The 25,223-nt window shown below is 47.2% G+C and carries 18 protein-coding genes and 1 tRNA gene; 9 read left to right on the plus strand and 10 right to left on the minus strand.

Annotation, left to right across the window (positions count from 1 at the left end):
* Positions 1–293: 293 nt before the first annotated feature.
* The 3 genes from sigC to H6F88_RS31280 all read right to left on the minus strand — a co-directional run bounded on the left by sigC (position 294) and on the right by H6F88_RS31280 (position 3,974).
* Entirely contained in the window at positions 294–1,550 is a 1,257-nt protein-coding gene (gene sigC, locus H6F88_RS31270) for an RNA polymerase sigma factor SigC (RefSeq protein WP_190646725.1), read from the minus strand.
* A gap of 295 nt (positions 1,551–1,845) precedes the next feature.
* Positions 1,846–1,983: a hypothetical protein gene (locus H6F88_RS31275; RefSeq protein WP_190646726.1), complete on the minus strand. Its 138-nt coding sequence runs from the start codon at positions 1,981–1,983 to the stop codon at positions 1,846–1,848.
* A gap of 485 nt (positions 1,984–2,468) precedes the next feature.
* The gene (locus tag H6F88_RS31280; RefSeq protein ID WP_190646727.1) at positions 2,469–3,974 is read right to left on the minus strand and encodes a GTP-binding protein; all 1,506 of its coding nucleotides are present in this window, start codon (positions 3,972–3,974) and stop codon (positions 2,469–2,471) included.
* A 312-nt stretch (positions 3,975–4,286) separates the two neighbouring features.
* Between H6F88_RS31280 and H6F88_RS31285 the strand changes: the two genes are divergently transcribed.
* On the plus strand, positions 4,287–6,155 hold the full coding sequence (locus H6F88_RS31285) for a SpoIID/LytB domain-containing protein (protein ID WP_347277768.1): 1,869 nt from the start codon (positions 4,287–4,289) through the stop codon (positions 6,153–6,155).
* 268 nt (positions 6,156–6,423) lie between these two features.
* Here the strand turns inward: H6F88_RS31285 and H6F88_RS31290 are convergent, their stop codons facing one another.
* On the minus strand, positions 6,424–6,723 hold the full coding sequence (locus H6F88_RS31290) for a ferredoxin (RefSeq protein WP_190646728.1): 300 nt from the start codon (positions 6,721–6,723) through the stop codon (positions 6,424–6,426).
* A 525-nt stretch (positions 6,724–7,248) separates the two neighbouring features.
* On the opposite strand from H6F88_RS31290, the gene H6F88_RS31295 reads away from it, so the two are divergent.
* From H6F88_RS31295 to H6F88_RS31310, 4 genes are all read left to right on the plus strand, one after another.
* On the plus strand, positions 7,249–8,256 hold the full coding sequence (locus H6F88_RS31295; protein ID WP_190646729.1) for a Gfo/Idh/MocA family oxidoreductase: 1,008 nt from the start codon (positions 7,249–7,251) through the stop codon (positions 8,254–8,256).
* 315 nt (positions 8,257–8,571) lie between these two features.
* On the plus strand, positions 8,572–10,236 hold the full coding sequence (locus H6F88_RS31300; protein WP_199333875.1) for a hypothetical protein: 1,665 nt from the start codon (positions 8,572–8,574) through the stop codon (positions 10,234–10,236).
* On the plus strand, positions 10,237–11,934 hold the full coding sequence (locus H6F88_RS31305) for a glycosyltransferase family 39 protein (RefSeq protein ID WP_190646730.1): 1,698 nt from the start codon (positions 10,237–10,239) through the stop codon (positions 11,932–11,934).
* A gap of 20 nt (positions 11,935–11,954) precedes the next feature.
* Positions 11,955–13,226, plus strand: coding sequence for a glycosyltransferase (locus H6F88_RS31310; RefSeq protein WP_190646731.1), 1,272 nt, complete (start codon positions 11,955–11,957; stop codon positions 13,224–13,226).
* Here H6F88_RS31310 and H6F88_RS31315 read toward each other — a convergent pair.
* From H6F88_RS31315 to H6F88_RS31325, 3 genes are all read right to left on the minus strand, one after another.
* Entirely contained in the window at positions 13,210–14,193 is a 984-nt protein-coding gene (locus H6F88_RS31315; RefSeq protein ID WP_190646732.1) for a glycosyltransferase family 2 protein, read from the minus strand. The two genes, H6F88_RS31310 and H6F88_RS31315, sit on opposite strands and share 17 nt — an antisense overlap.
* Before the next feature lie 12 nt (positions 14,194–14,205).
* Positions 14,206–15,561, minus strand: coding sequence for a pentapeptide repeat-containing protein (locus H6F88_RS31320; protein WP_190646733.1), 1,356 nt, complete (start codon positions 15,559–15,561; stop codon positions 14,206–14,208).
* Between the two features lie 341 nt (positions 15,562–15,902).
* Positions 15,903–16,109: a hypothetical protein gene (locus tag H6F88_RS31325; protein WP_190646734.1), complete on the minus strand. Its 207-nt coding sequence runs from the start codon at positions 16,107–16,109 to the stop codon at positions 15,903–15,905.
* A 505-nt stretch (positions 16,110–16,614) separates the two neighbouring features.
* Here H6F88_RS31325 and H6F88_RS31330 point away from each other — a divergent pair.
* Positions 16,615–18,807: a CapA family protein gene (locus H6F88_RS31330; RefSeq protein ID WP_190646735.1), complete on the plus strand. Its 2,193-nt coding sequence runs from the start codon at positions 16,615–16,617 to the stop codon at positions 18,805–18,807.
* 92 nt (positions 18,808–18,899) lie between these two features.
* Complete coding sequence (locus tag H6F88_RS31335) at positions 18,900–19,766, plus strand: aldose epimerase (RefSeq protein WP_190646736.1); 867 nt, start codon at positions 18,900–18,902, stop codon at positions 19,764–19,766.
* 107 nt (positions 19,767–19,873) lie between these two features.
* On the opposite strand, the gene H6F88_RS31340 is transcribed toward H6F88_RS31335, so the two are convergent.
* On the minus strand, positions 19,874–20,521 hold the full coding sequence (locus H6F88_RS31340; RefSeq protein ID WP_190646737.1) for a hypothetical protein: 648 nt from the start codon (positions 20,519–20,521) through the stop codon (positions 19,874–19,876).
* A gap of 163 nt (positions 20,522–20,684) precedes the next feature.
* Here H6F88_RS31340 and H6F88_RS31345 point away from each other — a divergent pair.
* Both H6F88_RS31345 and H6F88_RS31350 read left to right on the plus strand, forming a co-directional pair.
* A tRNA-Gln gene (locus H6F88_RS31345) sits at positions 20,685–20,757 on the plus strand.
* 16 nt (positions 20,758–20,773) lie between these two features.
* On the plus strand, positions 20,774–21,694 hold the full coding sequence (locus tag H6F88_RS31350; RefSeq protein ID WP_199333877.1) for a DMT family transporter: 921 nt from the start codon (positions 20,774–20,776) through the stop codon (positions 21,692–21,694).
* On the opposite strand, the gene H6F88_RS31355 is transcribed toward H6F88_RS31350, so the two are convergent.
* Positions 21,695–24,253, minus strand: coding sequence for a zinc metalloprotease HtpX (locus H6F88_RS31355; protein WP_190646739.1), 2,559 nt, complete (start codon positions 24,251–24,253; stop codon positions 21,695–21,697).
* 171 nt (positions 24,254–24,424) lie between these two features.
* Positions 24,425–25,042 carry a hypothetical protein gene (locus H6F88_RS31360; protein ID WP_190646740.1) on the minus strand — a complete coding sequence of 206 codons (618 nt, stop codon included), beginning with the start codon at positions 25,040–25,042 and terminating at the stop codon, positions 24,425–24,427.
* Between the last annotated feature and the right edge of the window lie 181 nt (positions 25,043–25,223).

A 25,223-nucleotide genomic window follows, 5' to 3' on the forward strand; every position in this document is an offset into this window, starting at 1 on the left:
AGAAAAAGAGCTTATTGAGAATAATAGCTAATTAAATCGCTTTTGGAAGGGGTAACTTTGAACAAGTATTGGCTTTGAGTGACCCGAAAACGTCTCTACTTCTTAAAGTTGTTATCTCAGTACTGCTACTTAAAGATTTATTGAGAGGTTGGGAATGAGGACTATTCAATACCAAGTCTTTTTAATGCTTTACATAGAAATGACATTAAGTCTAAAAGTTTGAATGGAAGTGTAGTAAAGCTACACTTCCATTCAAACTTTTAGACTTAATTTAGATGTACTTAAATGTACTTCTATGTTAGAGATTCGAGGTAATCTCTAACTCGGTTACGACGTTTGGGTTGGCGTAGTTTTTGCAGTGCTTTAGCCTCAATTTGGCGAACTCTTTCTCTAGATAGATCTAGTGCCCGACCAATTTCTGCAAGAGAGTAAGGATGTCCATCTCCCAAGCCAAATCGCATCCGAATTACGTCCCGTTCGCGGCTGGTCAGGTCAGTTAGCAGCTGCTGCAAATCGCGATGGAGGGCTTCCCGCATCAGCATTTCTTCTGGAGAGATGCCATCGGTCTCTAGCAAGTCGCCAAGTTCCGTATCTCGCTCTTTACCCACCTTAGTTTCTAAGGAGACGGCGCGAGGCACTCGTAGCAACACCTCGCGAACTTGAGGTGGAGTCATATCTAGCTCAGCTGCAATGTCCTCAATTGTGGGAGTACGCCCTTTCTCCTGAGAAATTTTGCGTTGAGCTTTTTTGATCTTGTTGAGTTTTTCAGTAATGTGAACAGGTAGGCGAATGGTGCGACTTTGGGTGGCGATCGCCCGTGTAATTCCTTGACGAATCCACCAGTAGGCATAGGTGCTAAAGCGATAGCCTTTAGTGGGGTCAAACTTTTCTACTGCTCGCTCTAAGCCCAGGGTTCCTTCCTGAATCAAATCCAGCAGTTCTAATCCACGATTTTGGTATTTTTTGGCGACCGAAACCACAAGACGAAGGTTAGCCTTGATCATGTGATCTTTAGCTCCGGTTCCTTCTGTCTCGATTTGGTCTAATTCTTCAACCGTTAAGTTGGCTAGCTCTGCCCAGCGCCGCTTACCTGCAGCCAGTGTTGGTTTAAGGTCTGCCACCGAAACGCCACCCTCGGCTGCCCAACGCTCTAATGAGGGACGATGCCCCAAGTTAGAAGCTAGACGGTCGTGAGCTTCAATCAACCGAACATACTGTTGGATAGGACTATCACCTTCAGCAGCGGCAGCAGTGCAGAATTCTAGCAGCTTCATGTAGCGTTGAACTCTTTGGGCTTCTGAGACTTCTTCGTCTCGTCCTAAGAGGCGAACTCTACCAATTTCTTGAAGATAAAGGCGCACTAAATCAGTGGTGCGTCGTCCAGCCCCTTTGCTAAGGTTGTTATTTTCTGTATATTCCATCTCCAGGCTGACCAGGTCATTCGCTATCTGCTCAGCGTCAATATCACTATCATTGCCATCTGGCTGAAAGCTAAGGGAATTGGCTGGCTCATTATAGTCTGCATCAGCGTAAAAAGGTTTTGCTGGCATGGTGATAGTCTCAGTTGCTCAAGTTGAAAAGGACTCTTTTACTGCTGCTTAGTGCATTATTCCCGCGATCCAGGACTAAGTAACAATGCTGAGAGTTCCTTGGCGGGTTAGTTAAGTTGAACTTGCATAGTCAAACCAAATCAATGACCATCGTTTGTGTGCTTCTAAAGCAGAAGACAGATCCCGAAGGGCATAGTCAAACCATTAGATTGAACCTTACAAGTCATTGGCTCGGCTGCCAGTATAAGGATTGACCCATTGCCGACGAGTGATTTGGGTCGAGGGATAAAGTAATCTACATCACCCATAACGCTAATTCCTGACTGCGCTCCGGATCTTTTGGATCAGCAGAAATTAGGCTTTGGTCAATCTTGGGATCAAGAATGCTGGTGCTTTCTCTTAAATAGCTTTCAATCTTTCCGTTATTGGTCATTCAAAGAATTCACAAACATTCAAAGAATTCACAATAGCCTGTCAATGATTGAAATGATGCTTGCCCCTGCTTGTATTACAGTTTAGTTCGACTGAAGAGTTATCTCCCCGACTCACAATAACTTTATTGTTTGGACCAAAGGCTTTAAAGGTTTCGTGAAAAATTAGTCAATCCCTCAGTATTTCTCCCTATATACTCTAAGGAGTAACTATTCTTCTTTGAATTTCTAGGAAAAAACTTAGGCTACTTACATTCAGGTTACTAATTCCCTATGGTTTTGTGAAAAAATAGCACTGGGAAGAGGTGTGTTAAACCTTTAATCAGGTACTACTCAAGTCTGATTTGAAGAGTCGTGAAGTTATAGCTGCTTAGATAAGGTTTGCATCAGCCAGTATGCTTGAGAATAGAAAGAAAACTGACTTTAAATAGAAATTTAGGGTACGAAGTTTTTAAGAAGACGAAGTTTCTACTAAATTTAATAGGGGCTAGGGTTCAGCTAGAGGTTTGACTACGCGAGCGATCGCCTCTTGAACAAAACCTTTAATAAATTCATCGCGGCGGTTCAGTTGAAATTGCTGCTGCACGACCTCAGTCATGCCTCCATCTCCCCAGTCTTGGTTGTTGCGAAAATATTCGATAAAACTTTTTCCAGCAATTCGCGTCAAGTAGGCGGCTGTGACTCCTTGAATGGCTCTACCCACTAAGAATGTAGCAACGTTAGTTTGCAGCGTGATCGAGAACAGTTCAATTGCGCCTCTGACAATTCCCAAACCAGCTAGGGTTTTAGCCAGGGAGATAGCTAACTCACGCCCCCGGTCAAGATTGATCTCACAGCCGTAGACTTTCCCAATTTCCACTACCATTTGAGCGTTGATAGCAGCAGTCGCCAATAGATCGACTACAGGCAGGGGAGTCACGGAGATTACGCCTGCTCCAATCCATTGAAAGCGATCAACAATTTTTTCTGCTTGCTGAAGTCGCTGAGCATCAATCAGTTGACGGGCTTTTTCACCTAAACGCTGAGATTGCAATAAGATGTTGTCTGCAATTAGGTCTTCTCCTTCTGCTCGCAAAATGGCTGCCATGCGTCGAAGGAGCGGCAAAATTTCTGGGGTTGGCTGGAAGAGTTCCCCGCTTTCTAAAGGAACGGGTTGGGGACGAGCGGCAACTGCTACAACATCACTGGGGTCAATAAATCTGTGAACTCGCTGGCGGAGACGAGCCAGGATTTCTTCTCGGTCAGCTTCGGTGTAGAGGTCAATTTTGTTGAAGACGATGAGAGATCGCTTGCCAATCTCAGCCAGTGTCCCCAGCGGTTCATACTCGGACTTGCGGAGGTCGTTATCCAGTACAAACAGCAGTAAATCGGCTTCAGTGGCAAGTTGACGGGCTAGTCTTTCGCGTTCAGTGCCCACCACGCCCGCTTCCAAAATGCCAGGAGTGTCAGTGATAAAAATTTCTCGCTCTAGCCCCTTAAGCTGAAAGCGATAGGTTTCCCCGGCCGCTGTGGTGCCCATTGGTGCACCTACTTGACCGACAATCCGACCGAGCACTGCATTCACGATAGAGGTTTTTCCAGCAGAGCCAGTGCCAAACACGACGACCTGCAATTCCCGTCGAGAGAGACTTTCTTCGATTTCAAGGGCGCGATCGACTAGGGCTTGTCGAGCTACTTCGTCTTGAATTTGGGCAACCTGTTGCCGAATTGCCCTCAAGCTTTCCTCAGCGGCTTCTGTCTTTTGCTCTGGCGCTTGGGGAAGCGGACGTTCGGTGCGCTGTCCGGGACGCTGAAACAGAATGCTGTAATAGATAAGTGTTGCAATCAGGGCAACAAGAAGCACAATCAGCAGCAGCAGAAACAGATTGCCCAGCAAAGGCGAACTGAACGCGATGCGGAAATATAGCCGGGAGAGTGAATCCAGAAACCAAAGCAGTAGCCCTAGAATTAGGACGATGCCAACTAGCAATACCAGGATGCGCGACCAGGACATGAAGGGCTTTGGATGAGATAACAGTCAGATGTGACGCTTGGTTGACTAGGCTCAAGATCCCTCTCATTCTAATTCCCTGTCAGGTCATTCCCTGTTAGAGAATACGAATTAAACAAAACCTGAAGTTTTTTGAGGAAGGGGTTCACTACGAACCGCAAAGTCGTCAATAATAAGCAGCACCTCTAAAATAGTCATCAGTCGAAGGTTACAAAGCCACATAACAGCTTGTGAAACATTGCTTAGCTGCTGGTAGTCTTGGCTCACTGGTCGAGCTAATCCACTTCATGCCGTGTAATTTCGAGGGACAGCCCTGTGAGTAGACGACTTCAATCTGGCAGTTCCAGATGCTTTTCAATTCGTATCCCAGCTATTGCTCCTGTTCGATGGTTTACTGTCTGGGCGGGTGTAACAACTACAGCTTGTCTGGTGGGGCTAACATCCTTGCCTGTGTCAGCTCAAACGAGTTCTGATCAAACTTCTCAAATTCCAGATTCTTCCCAAGCTCAAAACGCTCCTCAAGCTCAAAACTCTTCTCAAGACAGCGCTGATCCCACCTTGGATATTGGGATCGTGCAGCGATTTGGCTCTGAATCTGGGGACGAAATTACTTTACAGCCATTGACGGGCGATCGCCTCACTATGCAATTTGAGACGGGAGGTCAAACCCAAACCGTCACTGCCAGCACCGTCAAGCTAGAAATCACGATGGAGCCGCTAGCTGAGCCGCAGGTCAATGAGCGAGTGGTGCTGAGTACCCATCGCAGCTTTGAGAGTGCAGAAGATAGCGCTAACCAATGGCGATCGCGCGGCGTGGAAGTTGAAATTGCTCAGCCTCGACAGTGGCAGGTGTGGGCCAAGCGTGATGTTTATCGTAGTCCGCTGCTGCGCCGTCTGCTGTTTCAAAATCTTCAAGCCAATGGGTCTAGAAGTGCTTTTTTAGATACCCAGGTACAGCAACAGATACCTAAAGCGTCATTTGTTGCCAACGGCTATCGCTATCAGCGGGACGAAGTGCAGATTACAACAGGGAATCGTCGGGTACAGGTAACCCCCAATCGCAGTGATAGCGAACGCCGACTTTATGGAGGCAATCTACAGCTCCAGCCTAATGCCTATGGCACCTATACATTAGTGAATGAGGTGCCCGTTGAAACTTACTTGCGGGGAGTGGTACCCCACGAGATTGGGGTTGGTGCGCCGCCAACCACAATTGAGGCCCAGGCAATTTTGGCTCGCACCTACGCACTGCGAAACGTGCGCCGATTTGCGATCGATAACTATGAGCTATGCGCTGATACACAGTGTCAGGTTTACCGTGGGCTGTCAGGTGCCCACCCTGAGACCGACCGGGCGATCGCCGCTACTCGTTCTCAAGTATTGACCTACCAGAATGAATTGGTCGATGCTTTGTATTCCTCAACGACAGGTGGCATTACAGCCCCTTTCAGCGATGTCTGGAATGGACCCGATCGCCCCTACTTACGCGCAGTCGTAGATTCTGTACAAAACATCTGGGATTTATCGCGCTACAGTCTGGCAGATGAAGCCAATCTTCGAACCTTTATCGGTCGCACTGAGGGCTTTAATGAGAATGGCTGGGATGTATTCCGCTGGCGTGTAGAAAGTCCATTAACGCAAATCACGGCTGACCTGAAGGAATATCTAACCGGAATTCAGCATCCTCTGGCAAACTTTACAACGGTACAGCAAGTTCAGGTTGTTGAGCGATCGCCAGCAGGTCGGGTACAGCGAATGGCAGTTCAAACTGATCGAGGAACGGTTGAGTTAGAGAAAGACGAAATCTTGCGAGCCTTTTACGCACCCAACAGCACGCTGTTTTACATTGACCCCGTTTATGAAGCATCCGCAACGCCAGCTGGGACAGTGCAAAATTCTACAGCAGGACAAAGCGAAGGAGAGCAAAATTCACAGCCTGCTGAATCCAGAATTCTGAAAGGGTACATCTTTACAGGCGGTGGACTGGGTCATGGAGTTGGGATGAGCCAGACAGGTGCCTATAACTTAGGGGATCTAGGCTGGTCTAGTGCCCAAATTCTTAGCTTTTATTACCCCGGTACTCAGCTCCAACCCCTAAGCGACGCCATTACGTTTTGGCGCGATCCAGCAGCGCTGGAGAATTCATCTGAGGCAAATGTAGAACTGGTAGAGCCAGTCCAATAGATTTAGCTAGATTAGCTCAAACGACTGCGACCCGATCATAAAAGAAAAAGATTTTGAGCGGAGGCGTAACATTAGTGCACCTCCGCTCAAAATCTTTTTCTGCTGTTCAAAGCTGCTCAACCAAAAGCAAGCAGGGGAAGATCGTTCGTACCCCTGCCATAAAGTGGTGACATCTTGTCTAGCGTTTGTGCTTGGAGTGAACCAGTCAGAAGCAGAGAGCGTTTAGTTGATCGCAAAGCTCCCTGTCTCTCTGAAGCAGCTTCACCAATTAGTACAGCTCTTCTTCTTGGTGAGTCAGGATGGTGCAGTCAGAGGTTGGGTAAGCTACACAAGTCAACACATAGCCAGCCTCAATTTGGTCATCATCCAGGAAGGACTGATCTGACTGATCGATTGTGCCCTCTTTGATTTTGCCAGCACAGGTAGAGCAGGCTCCTGCGCGGCAAGAATAAGGTAAGTCAAGCCCCTGCTCTTCGGCAGCATCTAGAATGTACTCGTCATCGGGTACTTCGATGGTGGTGTTCAGCCCTTCGGCCTCGTTAACCAACGTGACCTTAAAAGTCGCCATGCAACAATCCTCTCAATGTTTAAAACGGCAGTACGAGTTGACTTCTTGTAAGATATGCGACCCTAACTTGGGTAAAGGCTTACATTACGGTAACTCTTCTCTGATACTACGAAAAAATCTAAGATCTGTAACGCCTAATTGATAGATGGGCTGAATGGGATTAGTAATGAAAGTTATGAAATTAAGCCTAAATTACTTATACTTGAACGTTGATTGTGTTGTTGCCGTCTACAACTAATGCTGCTTTTCAATAGCAACTCTCTCCTGGTGGGAACTCGCTCTGTCAAGAGATTGCTAGGGCATTAACCATATGTTCTACTGACCTTTAGAGGATTAATGAATTAAAAGTGGTTATAGGTGTAACAAGTAACAGTTATTTGGTTGAAATTGATGGGGCGAGATGAAAACCCTTACCTTATTAACCATCAATACAGGTTTCAATATAGTTCTAAAATTCTAAAAACCGTCAGGTCATTTGACCCACTTGCCTTAAATCTATTGCTGCCATGACTGGATATTTCTTATATGACAACTGCATCGTTTGAATCATTCGTGTCACTGCCGATCAAAGTTGGGATAGTAGGAACAGGCTACGCCGCTAAAGTTAGAGCGGAAGCTTTGCAGGCTGATTCGCGATCGCAATTAGTCACGGTTGCAGGACACACTCCAGAAAAAGCAGCAGCATTTAGTCAAACCTATAGCGCTGAAGTATCAAATTCATGGATGGAGCTAGTACAGCGAGAAGATTTGGATTTGATCATCATTTCTACGGTCAATCGAGATCATGGAGCGATCGCTCGTGCAGCGCTCCATGCTGACAAACATGTCGTTGTAGAATATCCGCTCTCACTAGACTACGTTGAGGCAACAGAATTAATTGAGCTTGCACAGGCAAAAAGTAAACTACTGCACGTCGAGCATATTGAACTGCTGAGTGGAATCCACCAAGCAGCCTTGAATGCTCTTCCCCAAATTGGCTCAGTGTTCTACATCCGTTACGCTAATCTCAATCAGCAACGTCCGGCTCCTCAAAAATGGACTTACCAACCAGAGTTGTTTGGTTTTCCACTAATTGGAGCCCTCTCTCGCATTCATCGCCTGATTGACTTATTTGGTCAAGTTAACTCCGTTAGCTGTAGTGCCCGCTTCTGGGACGATACAGATTCCCCCGATCGCTACACCACCTGCCTCTGTACAGCACAACTGCAATTTACAAATGGAACTATGTCTGATTTAACCTACGGAAAAGGCGAAGCCCTGTGGAAATCAGAACGCAGTCTAGAAATTCATGGTGAGAAGGGTGCCCTTCTATTGGATGGCGACCAAGGAACGTTAGTTCGATTAGATACAACATCTCCCCTAGAGGTTGGAAGCCGGAGAGGCCTATTTGCAAAAGATACGGCTGCTGTCCTAGATCACCTCATATTAGGTTCATCCCTTTACGTTACTTCAGCTGCCAGCCTATATGCCCTTAAAGTAGCTGATGCTGCTCAACGTTCTGCTAAGACGGGACAAATTATTTACTTGTCCTAACCAGCGAGCTTATAACCTTTGCTCTGAATCAAAAGCTTAATTCACCTCTTAAAAACCCTCAAAAGATTCCCCATCTCAGGCTCTGTAACATGGGATACTTACGGGTTTGTGAGAAGACAGGCTCTTTATAGAGGAAACACGCTTGACAAGAGGACAAAAAAGTCCATATCTTCATCAACGCATCATAATTTAGCAGCGGACTATAAAGATATCAACAACAAAAAGGTATCCCTTAAGTGGATATCTAAGCATCAAGTATAAAAGTGGAATCAGTAATCCTGCCAAGAAATAAGTAAATCCTGGCACTGATACACTATGAAAACGACGACGCTAGAGCGCAGACCTTTACAGAAGCTCCTCCAGCTTTCAGGACGTTCTCAGGCTTCTAAACTACCGCTCATATTTATCGTGACGGGAGTCCTGTTTACTTTGTTCCTTCAGTTCCACATTCAAGATGGAGTCTTTTTTAGTGGAGATGGTGGACTCAAGGCACTCTTAGCACAACAGTTTGCTTCCGGAGATTTGCAATTTGATTTAGACCTGTCTGCTGCTGATTGGGTAAGAGATTTATGGCACAACGGACTATATCCGTTTCTCCCCCCCTTTGTCTACAACCGTTTGGGGCTTTACTACATTACTTTCCCGTTTACCTTTCCTCTAGTCACTGCGCCCTTCTATGCACTGTTGGGCTATAGAGGCTTGTATGTCATTCCTATTGTATCAACTTGGGTTCTGTGGTTTAGGTTTTACGCGGTGTGCAAACGGCTAGAGCTTAACAGCGGTGCCATTGCGATCGCCCTAGCCATTCTCATCTTTGCTTCCCCATTATCTATTTATAGTGCGATGTACTGGGAGCATACTCTTGCTGTGGTTCTTGCCTTTTATGGTTTAACGGTTGTACTCTTCCCAAATTCAGTCCACTTAAGTAGAAGAAGTGCTGTTTTAGGTGGAGTCCTCATCGGTTTATCAGTGTGGTTTAGGCCAGAATTTCTATGTTTGGTTGGGGCACTAACTCTACTCTCCCTTGTTGCAAAGCTTAAGTGGCTTAAGAAATTCAGTCCTGCCGCTGGGAAAGAAATTCTCTTCATTGCTAGCTTGCTCTTAACTGTTCTTATCTTTTTCTGCATTAACAAAATCGTTTATGGTCATCCTCTTGGTATTCATTCAATTCAGATTGTAGAAGAATTTTCACTGACAGAACGGCTGTTAGCCGCACGTGATAACTTCAAACAACTTATTTCTTCTTTATTCGAATATTTTCCAGTTTCGCTCTTTCCTTGTTTGTTTATCTTTCCGTCTCTGCTACGCAGTAAGCTGCGATTAGCACCGAAGATTTGGGCGATCTATTTCATAGTGGCACTGTTCATTTTCGCTGTTCCACTGATTGTTCCATCTGGAGCTGGGGGTAAGCAATGGGGCCCTCGGTTTTTGCTAATCCTTATGCCTCTACTTTCACTTCTCTTAGCCGTCCAACTTAAATACATTATGAGAGTAATGGGACGGTTTCAGCGATACCTTTCTATCGGATTGGTTTGCGTATTAATTGCTATCAGTATTCACCTCAACACGTTCGTTGCGACAGCTAAGTTGGTGCAGGACTATCAGACTGTTGCCTTGGCTCTAACAGCAGTCAAAGAAAACTCTAATGAGATCATCGCGATCTCACACCAGTACGTAGCCCAGGCGATCGCACCTGCTCTAAGTGATAAGAGGTTTTTTCTAGTTGATGATGCTGAAGATGTAAGGCAGTTGAGTGAATCGCTGATTGAGCAAGGATATCAAAAATTTCTTTACATCTGCTATCACCATCGTCCTTGTCCTGTACCTGAAAACCCTACGCAAAAGCTGGAGTTTTCTTCATCAAATCAATTCTTTAAAGTTGAGTTTTCACCATTAACATCAGACGGTCTTGGTGGTTCGGGTAAATATCCTGCTTACGAAGGGTCAATTCTCACCTCTACAGAACCTACGGAGCTTTAAATGATCACTATATTGAAGGGGATCAAACTAAATAGGTTTGAATTACTTTCACCTCTAGAAGTTTTATTGTTTTTTGCGATCGCTCTGGCAGTTACGCTGCGAATACTGAACTTGAGCAGCCATGAGTTTTGGTATGACGAAGTTCTATCTCTGTTGTTGTTTAGTGGGCAAAAAACAGCCTATGAAACCCCTGGAGAGGTTCCTGTTCTTCTGTCAAGCTACACCTCCTTACTCAAACTACCAGTTGAGACTGGACTAGGGGACATCGTAGAAACCCTCAAGCAAATTTTAAGGGGTATTGCTGGCGGCGAACCTCATCCACCACTTTTCTTTCTGAGCCAGCATCTTTGGTTGCGGCTTTTTGGTAATGCTGTAGCTCAAGTTAGAAGCTTAGGAGTTTTGCTAAGCTGCCTCGCAATTTTCAGCGCTTATGGGTTAGGGCGAGACGTATTAGGTCATCGAGGTGGTCTAATTTTCGCTGCATTACTTGCAACTAACTCCTTTTACCTTTTTCACTCACTCAACGTCCGTATGTATGGACCACTGGTTCTCTGGATTGTTTTGAGTGGGTGGGCGCTTGTCCGGTTGATTCGCCAAAATACTGTTGAAGCTAACGTAACCCGCCGACAGCAGTTGCTTTGGAACTGTTTACTGATTGGGTCAGTTACAGCTGGGCTACTAACTTTTTACTTCTTTGCGTATTGGGTAATAGCGCTGGGTGTTTTGGTACTCTATCTTGATCGGCAGCGCTGGTTTCAATACGGAATAGCCTTGGGAATCGCTGTGTCGCTTACTATTCCTTGGGCATTTTGGGGAGTTCGGCAACAGGCACGAAATGCTGATCTCGATCGGTTTGCTGAGTCAATTGGGTTTATCGAAGCATTATTCAAACACTTCCGCGATGCCCTTGAGGCAGTTGGCATTCAATTACTATCAGGTGGTTTGTCCACAAGTATCTCCCATGAAGTTGCCGTTTTAATTGGCTTCATTGTTGTTGCCATATTATTAACCTGTTGCATTTGGCTTTGGCGACAGGGTGAGTATCAAACACTTGGAACCGCACTGATATTAGGAGTTTTGCCATTAGCGCTAGCTCTAAGTGTAGATGTTTTCACTGGGAAATTTACATTAGGTTGGGGCTATGGCAGAAGTATCATCTTCGTTTTGCCGGGTTGTCTCCTCTTAATAGCAGCAGGGTTGGAACGAGCAATGGACCACTGGCAAAAACCTTTGATTGCAGCCCTACTCGCCACTTATGTTTGCGTTGGTGTAGGTGATTTTAACCTCCGCGATCGCCACATGTTCCACACGGTTAATCAACTCATTCAGCAGAACATTGAGACCCCAACTTTAATCGTAATGAGCTCTAAAGCTTGGGGGCACGTCTTGCGCTTGGCTTACTATGTTACCCCTGATGCGCCTGTGAGTTTGTTGGCTGAGAAGCCCGAACAGCTTGCTGCAACTTTGGATAAAACTCTAACGGATACAGCGTTAGCCTACGAGCGCATCCTATGGCTCAACCCTGAGCGAGCTGTTTGGAGTGAACCTAAAACTGACGCCGAAAAGCAACAGTTTGATCAGGCTGTTCAACAAGTTTTACAAGCTCAGTACAAACTGACGAGCACTGAAGCTCTGTCAGGAACGATGGATTTGGATCGGTTCACGCTCAGTCTTTACACCCAATCGCCTGCTACGTAATTTATTGGAGAATTTTTAAAATGACAGCTCAACATCCCCTAGCTTTGTTAGAGGTGCCTTCTGGTCCTTTACAAGTTTTTGATTACCCTACTGTTGCCCAAAACGCCCACGTTCATAATCAAGGTACTTTAAAGTCGCAGCACTCCATCAAATTTTCCTTGATCATTCCGACTTATAACGAAGGCACAAACATTCAAGACATTATTTGTTTGCTGAGTGGCTTACTTGATCAGGCAATTCCTGGTGAATATGAACTGCTCGTTGTCGATGACAATAGTCCAGATAGAACTTGGGAGATAGCTCAAGGACTAATGTCACAATATCCTCAGCTTCGAGTGATGCGTCGTCAACTCGAACGAGGGCTCTCTAGTGCTGTCATTCGAGGATGGCAAGCTGCAAGAGGAGAAATATTAGGGGTGATTGATGCAGATTTACAGCATCCACCAGAGGTTCTGCTAAAGCTGCTCAATGCAGTTGAGCAAGGAGCCGATTTAGCTGTTGCCAGCCGTCATGTTGAAGGAGGAGGCGTTAGCGAATGGAGTCTTGCCAGACGATTTCTATCTCGTGGCGCTCAAACGCTGGGATTAATTCTGTTGCCTGGAGTAGTAGGACGGGTCACTGATCCGATGAGTGGTTATTTTATGGTGCGTCGTAGTGCAATTAGCGATCGCACCCTCTACCCACTCGGCTACAAAATTTTGCTTGAGGTATTGGGACGGGGAGACATTGGGCAGATTGCTGAAGTCGGCTATGTCTTTCAAGAAAGGCAGCAAGGAGAAAGTAAGGTTACTTCCAAACAGTACATCGAATACCTTCACCACCTGACCCGATTGCGAATTGCTGGTGGACGATTGGGACGTATCCAACAGCGATTTGAGATCCCTCTTGGTCGATTAGTTCGCTTTGGTCTGGTAGGCTTCAGCGGTGTGTTTGTGGATATGACTTTGCTGTATCTGCTGAGTGATCCAACAACTCTTGGACTGCCGTTAAACTTGGGTAAAAGTATTGCCGCGGAGATTGCAATCTTCAATAATTTTCTGTGGAATGACGCTTGGACATTTGGTGATTTAACGAGTAGTCAAAAGGGAATACAAAAGCGATTCAAGCGGTTCTTGAAATTCAATTTTATTTGCTTGGCTGGATTGGTTCTCAACCTCTTAACCTTTGATGTTCTGGTTTATCTACTTGGAGTGAATCCCTACCTTGCAAACCTGATTGCGATCGCCATTGTCACCGTTTGGAATTTTTGGCTGAATTTAAAGCTAAGCTGGCGCGTTACTGAGGTGAAGTAGTAGCTTCAGGCTGGCGATCGCCCTCAAAGCCATAAGCGTCTCGCACCAGATACAGAGGACGTCTTTTAACTTCCTCATAAACACGCCCTAGATACTCGCCGATGATGCCCAGGGTGATCAACTGCACGCCCCCCAGGAACAAGATAACGACCATGAGCGAGGCATAGCCTGGCACATCAACCCCTAGAATCAGAGTGCGAATAATCAGAAACGAAGCGTAGAGAAATGCGAGTATAGATAGGACAAGTCCAAGATAGCTCCAAACCTTGAGCGGGACTGAGCTAAAGGATGTAATGCCGTCAACTGCAAAGTTCCACAGTCGCCAATAGTTCCACTTGGTGCGTCCTCTATACCGTTCAGCCCGATCATATAGAACAGCGGTATTTTTAAATCCAACCCAGGCAAACATCCCTTTCATAAAGCGAGTTCGTTCGGGCATCTGTTTTAGCACTTCTACGACACGACGGTCGAGTAATCGAAAATCGCCAGTATCGCGAGGAATTGGGACAGTACTCATACGTCCAATGACTCGGTAAAAGGCACTGGCCGTAAACCGCTTGAACCAGGTTTCTCCCTGGCGCGATCGCCGAGTTGCATGAACAACGTCATATCCTTCACGCCATTTTGCGATTAGCTCTCCGATCAGTTCAGGCGGATCTTGCAAATCTGCATCGATTGGAATGATGGCATTGCCTGTCGCGTAATCGATTCCTGCGGATAGAGCAATTTCTTTGCCGAAGTTACGAGATAAACTCAAAATTTTGATTGCAGCGTTATGAGTCCGTTGCTCCGTTAAACATTGCAACGTTTTATCTGTACTACCATCATCCACACAAATAATTTCATAACTAAGATGCAACCCTTCTAGTACCTTCGTTAGCTGCTTGAATAAGTAGTCAATATTGGGTTCCTCATTGTGTAAAGGAACTACTACAGAAATTTCTACATCACCTGCACGGGTATACATGGTTAGTGAACTTTAACGTCCAAGCTTATTGGCAATTCCATCACAACCACCAGGAATTGTTGATCGAGTTCTAGAACCACCCCAAGCACAGCAATATTGCCGCTGTTCTTCTGACATGCGCTGTACCCCGGTAAAGTCTGCATTTTCAATTACTGCTCCGGTGCAAGTTCCAGTTGTGTAATCGGGAATTTCTGTGCGGCTGCGAGGTGTTGCAGTTGATACTGACCCATAGAATAAGCGAGTTCCCATCAGGTCAGCTCCAGCCAAATTTGCATCGACTAGGATAGTTCGAGATAAATTAGTTTTCACCAAATCACAGCGTCCTAAGTTGGCTCGAATTAAGTTGGAATCACTCAGGTCTGTCCATCGTAAGTCCGTCCCAGAAAGATCAGCGGCAGCCAACATCACACCCAGGTCGATAACACGAATGCCAAAATTACGGTCTTCTTGGTAGCCACCAACCCCATCTAACATGGCTCGCCCGAGACGGCGATCGCGCATTAATGGAGTCAATAGCCTGGAGCGAGAGAGAAACCGCACAACCTTAGCTTTACCCCCTGCATCAACGCTACTCAGAATGGCGGCAGTTCTGCCTTCGGCGATCGCTCGCTCTTGGGGCCAGTCTTCCAGCAACCCCTCCTCATCTAACACCAAATCAGAAATGCCCTGAAAGTACGTGTCGATAGTTTGCTGTTGGGTAATCAGATTCTGCTGAATCGTCAGATCTTTAGAAATGACATATTGTCGCCAGGCTACATAGACTGCCAGGATTGCGATCAAAATCTGCCCTAGAGCGCCAAGCACCTCACCCAGCGCCCCAGTTGCTTCCCAGTTAACCAAACTCCACCAGATCTGCAACTGCTCCAGCGCACCGCTGAGTATCAGTCCCCCTAATAAAGCAGATACTAGCCCTAAGATCGCGATGGTCAATTGCCACTGCTGCGCAGAGATCAATTCTGCTAGAGCAGCTTTTATGGGAGCCCAAACAATCCTTAAGGATGTTAGAAAAGCAACTGCTGTTCCAGCTACTCCTAGCCAAAAGTTGCCAATGATTAAACCAGTAGTCATGATGGCGATCGCCAGCAAAACAATCAACCAGTAAGGCGGTTGGCTCCGCTGCTCACGCGCAGCCAAGCCTTGCTTTGTAGGGTGATCGGTTGCACGCCCGTTATCTTGACGGTCAGCAACCGTCCTGTCAGCTACATCCAATTGATAATTTGCGTCAGTTTGATAATTTGCATCAGTGATTGACTGCGGAACCATCTCCCTGCCTGCTCCGTTAGGGCTATCTGATGGCATCGTTTGTGAGTATTCAGTCTCATCAGCAGGAGATGAATCAGACTTGGATAGATTGGAGTCTCGCGTCATATTGTCTTAATGGTCAGCAAGCTTAGGCAAACCCATGCCTTATTAGGATATGCTGACGCATCAAGATTAGGTCATAAAGACTAAAAAACCCCAGACCTTGAGAGGCAGCATCGCCTGTTGTCTCCCAGAGTCTAGAGCTTTCTGATTTAAAGATTGTAGAACTAAACGTTACTGGGAGAAGCAACTCAGGATTGTGAGTCGCTTAGTTCTTAGCTCAAGCAAAGCAAATAATAAATTTTGCAACGTTCGTAGCGTGGAACTCCAACCCTAACAGGCATCTTGCCCGTCCTACAGTTTGCCCATCCTACAATTACACAACTTCTCAGCCATCCTACTAGCTACTAACTGGGTAGAGCGCTTAGCAGATTTACTCTTCCGTGGGCCTCTCGTTGAATTTGACCCGTGTGAACGGCATCATAGAGCCGTTCCAAAGCTGCCAGGTCTGTTGACTGATAGCCCCTCATTGCTAAAACCTGACGGATTAAGCCTTCAGATTCAACGCTAAGGCAACCTGTTTGAAAAGCCGATTGAACAAGTCTACCGATCATAGAGCCGGGGCATCCTTATCAGTGAACTGTAACTACTAATATCAATGATTGACGCAGCTAAATGACTGATTGAGATCGCTTGGGACTTGTGATCTCAGAAAGTCTTAAGCTGTGATATCGGTCACTTACAAATGAGCCTGATTTGAAATCCCTGAATGGTGATTGGGGGTAAACCCTTCACCTAATTCTGCAGGGTGAAAGGTGGAAAATTATCAAGCTCCCATCAAGTTTCTGTAGTGTTCTTATTAGGAATTTACGACTCTCAAAGGTAATTCGTTGAAAGGATCTGGGAGAAATAGAAAAACTGATGTATGACAAAATCTCTGTGTGCTGCTCTAATTACGTATAGTCCTGCTATTTGGATTGTGGATTAGCCCAAAATAGAGCAGGATTTTAGTAGATATAGAAAAAATCTCTTGGGATGCCAATCTGCCAGTTAGTTTAGGGAATGAAATTTAATTCTCAAGTAGTTTAATATTCGGTGTGATGGTGAGGAATAAACCCAATGGCTAATCAGGTTAATGGTGGCAGTTTGTATCCGCTGTTTACAGCCAACTTGGCACGGGTTGGAGATTTATGGGCGATCGCTCAATGGCTTAACGCTTGCCTTGTCCCTCAAGGACTTCATGCGAGGGTCGGTGCTACTAAACCTGGTTATTTGAGAGTAATAGTGGAATTTGAGCGATTGCCTGAGCGCGATCGCCTGATTCGGTTTATTTGTCACCGCCTTTGTAAATTGAACTCTAGCCAGATCAAAGGGGTGCAAGTTGTAGCTCAGCAGGCAGGCACCTCAAAAATTGTTTGGAAGCAATCTGTTCGCATCAATACCCCTGCCAGTCGTACCTCAAACCCGTCTCCGCCACTGCTAACCGCTGTCCGCAGTTCTGCTTCCCTTAAGCCACAGCAAGCTGCTCCATTAGGTCATTCGGTCAGCCAACAGCTTCGATCTCGCTCCCTGCTGATTGGTGGGTCTGCGGCTGCAGCATTTTTAGTAGGCTGTGGGTTTGAGGTGCTAATTCAGCACGCTGGAGCTTTGGCTTCTCAGTCTGGGGCACCCGAAGCAACTGAGGTTAGTACGTCTCAATCAATGGACCAGCGGAGTAACACCGTTCAAACGGACCAGGACGAGGTAACGGTATTTCAGCAGCCTGTCCTCAATCCCGATGACCCAACGGTCACATTAACTTTTGGAGATGATGCTGCCTTGGGAACCGTTGGAGCTACTTCTACACTGCAGGTTAGCTCAACTGGAGGAAATCAGTCTAGTCGAGCTGACGTTGCTACGGCTCACCTGGATGCACCCTTGTTACAGATTCAGCCAGATTCTTTAGATGATGAAACAGCTCCAGAACAGCTTCAATCTCTAATCGATAGCCAGATCGATTTGGTCAGTTTGGCTAGTGAGCAGGTAATGGAAGAAGGAGCAGATGGGCTTGAGGAAACGCTAGAAACTTTAGAACAGTTTGGCATTCACTCGGTTGGAGCCGGACGCAATCGCCGTGAAGCAAGCCGTCCTGAGATTCTAGATGTGAAAGGGCAACGCATTGCTTACTTAGGCTATTCTGATTCAGATTTAAATGCAGCTAGAGATAGAGCGGCTGGAGTCAATGCTAATCCTGATCGCCGAGTGTCCGCAGATATTCAAGCAATCCGCGAACAGGTGGATTGGGTTGTAGTGAACTACCACTGGAGCAAAGATTTAGAAGCCTATCCAGCCGATTGGCAAGTTGACTTGGCGCATTTGGCAATTGATCAGGGTGCTGATCTAGTGGTGGGATATCATCCGAATGTGCTGCAAGGAGCCGAAATCTATAAGGGACGGGCAATCGCCTATTCTCTCGGCAACTTCATCTTTACTCAGAATGACGATACGACTGAGGACATTTCAGCAGAAAACTACGATACAGCAGTTTTGAAAGTTTCTCTGCGAGAAAACCAGATGCGACTAGAGTTTTTGCCTGTAGAAGTGCGGCAAGCCAAGCCAGAAATTGTTGAGGGCGAAAAAGCTGATCAGATTATGCAGTACATGCAGCAGGCTTCTAGCCCGTTTGCTCAGCCAATCCAGTCGCCAGTGGTGTTAGACAAGCGATCGCAAGATGCGCCTCCAGAAATTCTTCCTCCAGAAATTCCGGCAGAAATTTCTGTCCCTGAACCCGATCAGCCCTCCATTCCTGATTCTGAGCCGTCTCAGCCTTCTGACTCTTTCATCACCTATCCAGACGCTTCTACCGATGAAACGCAGTCAGACAGAGTGCAGCCAGACGTGATACCTGTAGAACCATCAGAACCGTTCACGACTTATCCGTCGCCTGAATCAGACATCCCAGATGATAGCTCTGAACCCTTTCATGCTTGGCCCGATGCTCAACTCCCAGAGACTGACACGGACGATGCTGCTCAAATAAATGCAGTTCAACCAGAACTACAACAAACGGCTCCTTCTGAGGCGGATATTACCTTACCTTCGCCCGTAGAACTGACTCAAGCTGAGCCAATTCAACCAGAGCAAGCCGATCAAGGCTCCTCGATGGTGGTTGAAGCTGAGCCAATTCAGATTGAGGAACAAATTGCTGAGGGCGAGACTGAGGATGTGGCTAGTGAGAGCGATCGCCCTCCAGCATCATCGGATCAACTCACAGTTTTGAAACCCCAGGTTTCTCTACCTTCATCGGAGCCGAATACTAAGCCAGCATTTTAGCAAGGTTCTGTTGCTTCGTGCCCACCAGTAACACTTGATTGCTATAGTCACCTTGATTGCTATAGTCCACCATGTGGAATTGGGAGAAGCCTGTGTTTGCGATCGACCTTGAGCAAAAGCAATATAAGACTTACATCCTCTCCGACCAGATTGGACAATCTCGTCTTGAGGTTGTCCCAGAGCGAGGCGGCATCATCACCAGTTGGCAAATTCGCGGTAAGGAGATGCTTTACCTTGATGCAGAGCGGTTTGCCAACCCCGAATTAACCGTGCGAGGCGGCATTCCTATCCTCTTCCCCATTTGCGGGAACCTGCCGGACAATACCTATACCTACCAGGGGCAGTCCTACACATTGAAGCAGCATGGTTTTGCTCGCGATCTACCCTGGGAAGTAACGGACCGAGTCACCCAAGATGGGGCTAGTCTAACGCTGGTGCTAAACAGCAATGACCAGACTCGCGCCGTTTACCCATTTGACTTCCAGCTCATTTTTACCTATCGATTACAGGGCAATAGCCTGGAAATTCGCCAACGCTACGCCAACCATTCCGCTGAAGCAATGCCTTTCTCAACTGGGCTACATCCCTACTTTCAAGTTTTTGATAAAACTCAGCTTCAGTTTGAGATTCCTTCCAACCAATTTCAAAACCAGCGAGACAAATCTGTCCAATCTTTCTCTGGGCAATTTGATTTTGACCTGGATGAAATTGATGCATCGTTTTGGCAGCTTTCTGGTCAATCTGCGGCAGTTGCTGATCTGGGTCAACGAACCCGACTGAAGCTAGATTATGCTCCCATTTACTCGACGCTCGTGTTCTGGACGGTCAAAGGCAAAGATTTTTACTGTCTGGAGCCTTGGAGTGCTCCTCGCAACGCTTTAAATACGGGCGATCGCCTGACTCATCTAGCATCAGGTGAAACTTTAGAAACCGTTGTGCAATTGACCGCTGACTTCTAAACGTTGACCTCTAAACCTGTCTATCAAACGGGCATTGTATCTATTTTGTAGACACAATGCCCATCTCCCAAAAATCAAAGTTTTTAGGATTTCGATCACGCGTTGCATTACTGCTGGCGGACTCGATAGCTGCCAACAATCGTTTCAGCATCAGCATTGTAGTCGGCATAAGCCTTGTTAATGCCGTACAAGTTGAGAATGAAGATCGTGTCGCCACGCTGTTCAACAAAGCTAATTGCGTCCAGATCATTCCCATCGGTATCGCGACCCACCCAATCGACTCGAATACTGCCGTCGGGCTGAATTTGAGAACCCTGCCACGCCACATCCTCAAGTCGATTTTCGTATTCTTCTTTAAGAGCTTTCTCCAGGTCCTCTGTACTCAATTCCCCGCCTTGAGCAGCCCCAAAGTCGACTGAACCACCAAAGCCCTTGTCAGCAGAGACAAAGGCAATGCCACTACCAGTTTCCTGGTGGGTGTAGCCTTCTGGAAAAGAAATTTGGAAAAGGTCGTTTGGCTCCTGGTAACTCGTTGCACCCGATGCGGCAGGAACCTCAGCAGAGGGAGAGGACTCTTCTGAGGTTTCAGACGAGGAGCTACCACCTGGAGAAACGACGACAACCTCAGGAGAATCAGCCGGTGGAGACGCAGGCGATTGAGCCTCATTTGATGAATTGGTGGATAAGGAACCACAAGCAGAAACAACTACTGCCGAGACAATCAACAAAGCGGAAAACAAGGGGGAATATTTCATCTGAGTCTGTATTTACTGAAACACCTCTATATATCTACATTGACAGGTTAAATGAGTACCGAAGCATTACTGAAACTTAGTCAGAATTTTATGGAAACAATCTTTTTGGATTTGCTTGACACATTCAGGGAGTAAACTGATAAGATTAACAAGGTTTCGCTGTTGGGGCGTAGCCAAGTGGTAAGGCAGCGGGTTTTGGTCCCGCCATTCCCTAGGTTCGAATCCTAGCGCCCCAGTTTTATGAAGAACCCTATGTCAGACCAGCCTTCTCAATGGAAAGTTGGTCTGATCCTTATGGCGGGTGTGCTTTCCGCCTCAACCGCTGCAATATTTATTCGGTTTGCACTAGAGGTGGTTGAGGTTAACAGTGTCGGCTTTAGCTTGGTGCTAGCGGCTTCGCGCTTAACCCTGGCGGCGCTGTTTTTGATTCCAGCCTGGAGAAGTTTTTGGACTACCCAGTTTCAACGCAGTGCGCTGAGTTATTCGGTGGCAGCAGGTTGTTGCTTGGCAGTGCATTTTGCCAGCTGGGTTACTTCTTTGTCTTACACCTCTGTTGCGGCTTCTACGGCACTGGTGACGACCAATCCCGTCTGGGTCGCGATTCTATCTTGGTTATGGTTTGGTGAGAAGCCATCGTTAAAAACTGGACTGGGAATTGCGATCGCCCTAATCGGCAGTCTATTAATCGGACTGGGCAGTTCTGGCGGTAGCCCCATCAGCAATCCGCTGTTGGGCAATTTGCTGGCAGTAGCAGGATCTGTGGCAGTCAGCCTGTATTTCTTGTTGGGTCGAGAAGCTCAGCGGCGAGGCTTGGGAATTAGCAGCCATATCGTCTTGACTTACACAACGGCTGCGCTGGTCTTGTTGCCTCTGCCATTGTTCTTTGGGGTTGGCTATGTGGGATATCCCAGTCAGGTCTACCTCTGGATTGTGCTGATGGCGGTGTTTCCTCAGCTGATTGGTCATACCAGCTTTAACTGGGCGGTGCGCTGGATTTCCCCAACTTTAGTGACGCTGACAATTTTGGCAGAACCCGTCGGTTCTGGGGTTTTGGCACTCCTGTTCTTTCAGGAAAATCCAGGAATGCAGGTGGTTTTTGGGGCAGTCGTGATTTTAGTTGGAGTGGCGATCGCAGCGCTAGGAACCACCCCAACTGCAAAAAACACCAAATAATTAGAAGCCACCTCGAATAATGAGGTAGGCTCCGCACACTGCAGCCAAAAAGCCTAGAAGGGTGGACCAGATTGGATGGGCACTTTGAACTTTACGAATACTGCCAGCAGCAAGATCTCGTTGGGACTGGAGCAGTTCTAAATCAATCCAGGGAGTTGCACCTCGACGAAACCAACCTGTAATTGTGACAGAGCGATTGACTAGCTCGTTGGGTCGAGGAGACTGCGGCAGCAGGTTACCCAGTTGCCCCAACTGAGAGCAGTGATGAATTTTGATCAGCCCTGTCTGGGTGTCCAAGATCAGGTCTTGCCCCAACCAATTGCCAATTCCCTGACGACCTAACAACTTGCCGTGAAGCTGCACAGGTAGACTGTCAATGGGCAAAGACGCAGGATTTTTAAGCAAATCTGGCAGTGATGGTTCAACCTTCAGGTTGGAGGGCTTGATATCGGGAAAGAAGGAGTTGATTCGCAGGAAGGTACCGACGCTAAAGCCAATCGGGATTAGCGCTAGAAGGATACTGCGATCGCCCCAAAGCCAATCCAAACTGACAATCTGCATCGTATCTGCGATACCACCGATCAGCCACAGCGCCAGCGCAACCAGGATTCCTAAGGGTACACCCAAAAAAGGAGCCACCTGAAGCCCAAATCGTTGCGACCAGCGAGACGAGACGTAGGTGGGCTTGCTATTCAGGTCAAGCTCTGTCTCCAGTCGCCAATGACGAGCATAAAAAGTTAGAAGCTGAAGGCGATCGCCCAGTGGCGGATGAACATTACTAATTGCTAACCAATTACGGTAGGGATTGCTGCGATCCCATTCCAATACCGGCTCTAGCGGTACGTGAGCATAGATGCTGCCCAGACTTAAAGCAGTTTGATAGCCTACAGGCGCGAGCAATTCAAAACTTTCTATCAGGTTGCTAGTTTGCCTCTGGCGACGGATTTCGTCGGTTGTGCTAATGGCAATTTTGAGCAGCGCTCTGGTTAAACCATTGGGATTTCCGGTGATCTCGACCGCAGTGCGATCGCTGTAGTAAACCCGCAATCGCGATAGCCACAGCCCTGCCCAGCGAAAAGCTCGATACAGCCAGTAGCCAACAGCCGCAACGACCGCCAGACTACCGCGCAGGAAAGGGTTCTGCTGGCGATCGCCCCACTGAGCCGCCTGCCGATAGAGCAGATAAGGAAGCTGAGTCACCAGCGCCACTAGTGACAAAATGGCGAAGTCCCAGTGCGCTATGTGCGCCAGTTCACCCGCACAAATTGCTGCAATTTCGTCATCGGCAAGCTGTTCTAATAACCCTTGACTGACCACAATGCGGGCTTTGCGCGGCAGACAGCCATAGGTTAGAGCCAGAGGTGCGGTGGTTGGCAAGATGCCCAGCGCTGGCACTGTCCAGCGTCGCTGTCCACAAATTCGCTTTAACACTCTGGCTGATTCCGGGCTGTAGTTCTCTAACCGAGAAAGATTCAGCGACTTTAGCCCATAAAATCGCCGCAGCAAAAAGTCTAGTATCCAGGGAGAGCCACAAAATAAAGCGATGAGTGGGTAAATAATCCACCAGGTGGGGTCAAAGCCATAGACAACGAATTGATATAGACGCAGCGTAGAAAAAACGGCATTGGACGCTAGATGCGCCACTTCTAGAACGGCTCGAATGATCCAAAATAGGGCGATCGTCGTACCAATTTGGGCTAACCACAGTTGCCATTGCTTAACTGTGCCCAGTGGTGTCCACCGTTGTGCTCTGCCTGCCTGTCGCCACCTTGGAAAGTAAGCAGGAGTTGAATCGCTTTGGGGATCAGTAGGTTGAAGCGGGCGATCGCCCAACTGAATTTGAGTATGCGACTGAATTTGGGTTGGTAATTCAGGTCTAGAAGTTACACCTGAGTCTTCTACATCCGCAGGAAAAACAAATGGATTCGCTAAACTAGTTTCGCCAGTCCCAGTTTCATCCATCTCCTCCTCATCGACAGGCTGGATCACTGTACGATTTTCAGCTCGAGGAATTGATGGGCGCGAAACATTTGCTGAAGACGAATTAAGCGGAACGAAACCTGTCGCATCCGCTTCTGCCAAACTTGCATCAGAACTTTCAGACGAATTTTCCAGCGGAACGAACCCCGTCTGGTCTAGTTTAGAGTTTACCGAGCGTGAAGCTGGCTCTTGTGGGGTGACGGATGCGCGGCGCGAGTGAGCGGCTTCACGTAGGGCTGAGCCTGCCTGGGGATAACGTTGGGCGAGATCTGACAGGGTTTGGGCTGCCCACGAACGGGTGCGCTGATTGGCGCTGGTTGAAAGGGTTTGGCAAAGCGCGATCGCCTGTTCGATTTGCCCAATTTCCTGATAAGCCTTCACGAGTGCCATTTGCGCCTTTAGCACCGTTAATGGGCGAGTGGCTTGCAGCGCTGGCTTCAAGGAAGCGATCGCTGCTGCATAATTCTTTTGCTTCAAAGCCCTCAGCCCCTCATCCAAAGATGAATTCAAGGGCTGATCAGGGTCATCAAAATTAGAAGGAGTCGCGCCCAACTGAGCGGAGTCAGAAAAATCTTCCATGTTGCTCCACCAGGGTAGATGTGAAACGGCTAAGGGGTGTCACCCACCACCTTGTATATTGCCCATTTTCTTCTGCCCAGGGATCTTACAGAACAAGAATTAAATATTTCAAGTAGATGGCTGCTTTCACTAAACGGGAAAGTGTTCCTTCACAGGCATCCCCTCCACACTCTAGTTTCGTCCTAATTGCTGTTGGGCAACCTTGCAAGCTGCCAAGATTCTATGATCGTTGGGGCTGACCGTGTCGATTTGGTGGTAGCCCGTCAAGTGGAGAGAGGCGATCGCCGAGTTGCCAACCGTTGCAACACTGGTGTCTCGCTGCAACTCTACCGTATGGGCATATTCAGACTGATCTTCACTATTCACCACCGTCAGTTCTAAATGCTCAACCTCTGGCTCACCATAAAAACAGTCAAACGAAGAAGTTGGCATATAAAACGCTCCAACAATTTGCTCGTCGTTTGCTTCAAACACTAAGTAAGTTGAACCAACCTGATCAGCTTCTGGAGATTGCCCAAATACATAAGTTCCATCTGGCAAAGTTTGCTGATTTGTAGCCTCAAATTGGGCTAAATCAGTAGACCGACTGAGTATATTTGTCACATCTAATGTAGACCGATCGGCTACTTCTGGCACTTCAGCCCCATGCGCCTTTACAATGGGGAATCCCTTTGCCATCGGGCTCAAGGCAAGTGTTAACAATAAGCCAGTCAGTGGCTTCTCTAAATAGCGCCAAAAGGAGCGGCAAAACTTTGTGGAAGCAGCATTCGAGAGAGATAGGTCTGACATGGTGGTAGGGGAAGCATCTGAATGTCAAGACTATCTCGCTTTTCAAGGGTCTACCTGGTGATTGAAACCAAGCTTGAATCGTGATCTTGAACTCAAAAACGGGTGATTGAGAACGGCTCTAGGGATGATTTAAATCACACAAACAACGTTACGTTACAGATGTCGTGCAGAGATTGCAGCA

This window comes from Oculatella sp. FACHB-28 (assembly GCF_014696015.1).
Classification (GTDB): domain Bacteria; phylum Cyanobacteriota; class Cyanobacteriia; order Elainellales; family Elainellaceae; genus JAAUTN01.

Coding starts and splice junctions, on each gene's coding strand:
- H6F88_RS31355 (WP_190646739.1), bottom strand. CDS start 24,253: ATGGAAGATTTTTCTGACTCCGCTCAGTTGGGCGCGACTCCTTCTAAT.
- H6F88_RS31295 (WP_190646729.1), top strand. CDS start 7,249: ATGACAACTGCATCGTTTGAATCATTCGTGTCACTGCCGATCAAAGTT.
- H6F88_RS31320 (WP_190646733.1), bottom strand. CDS start 15,561: ATGACGCGAGACTCCAATCTATCCAAGTCTGATTCATCTCCTGCTGAT.
- H6F88_RS31350 (WP_199333877.1), top strand. CDS start 20,774: ATGTCAGACCAGCCTTCTCAATGGAAAGTTGGTCTGATCCTTATGGCG.
- H6F88_RS31340 (WP_190646737.1), bottom strand. CDS start 20,521: ATGAAATATTCCCCCTTGTTTTCCGCTTTGTTGATTGTCTCGGCAGTA.
- H6F88_RS31315 (WP_190646732.1), bottom strand. CDS start 14,193: ATGTATACCCGTGCAGGTGATGTAGAAATTTCTGTAGTAGTTCCTTTA.
- H6F88_RS31360 (WP_190646740.1), bottom strand. CDS start 25,042: ATGTCAGACCTATCTCTCTCGAATGCTGCTTCCACAAAGTTTTGCCGC.
- H6F88_RS31275 (WP_190646726.1), bottom strand. CDS start 1,983: ATGACCAATAACGGAAAGATTGAAAGCTATTTAAGAGAAAGCACCAGC.
- H6F88_RS31290 (WP_190646728.1), bottom strand. CDS start 6,723: ATGGCGACTTTTAAGGTCACGTTGGTTAACGAGGCCGAAGGGCTGAAC.
- H6F88_RS31330 (WP_190646735.1), top strand. CDS start 16,615: ATGGCTAATCAGGTTAATGGTGGCAGTTTGTATCCGCTGTTTACAGCC.
- H6F88_RS31310 (WP_190646731.1), top strand. CDS start 11,955: ATGACAGCTCAACATCCCCTAGCTTTGTTAGAGGTGCCTTCTGGTCCT.
- H6F88_RS31305 (WP_190646730.1), top strand. CDS start 10,237: ATGATCACTATATTGAAGGGGATCAAACTAAATAGGTTTGAATTACTT.
- H6F88_RS31280 (WP_190646727.1), bottom strand. CDS start 3,974: ATGTCCTGGTCGCGCATCCTGGTATTGCTAGTTGGCATCGTCCTAATT.
- sigC (WP_190646725.1), bottom strand. CDS start 1,550: ATGCCAGCAAAACCTTTTTACGCTGATGCAGACTATAATGAGCCAGCC.
- H6F88_RS31325 (WP_190646734.1), bottom strand. CDS start 16,109: ATGATCGGTAGACTTGTTCAATCGGCTTTTCAAACAGGTTGCCTTAGC.
- H6F88_RS31300 (WP_199333875.1), top strand. CDS start 8,572: ATGAAAACGACGACGCTAGAGCGCAGACCTTTACAGAAGCTCCTCCAG.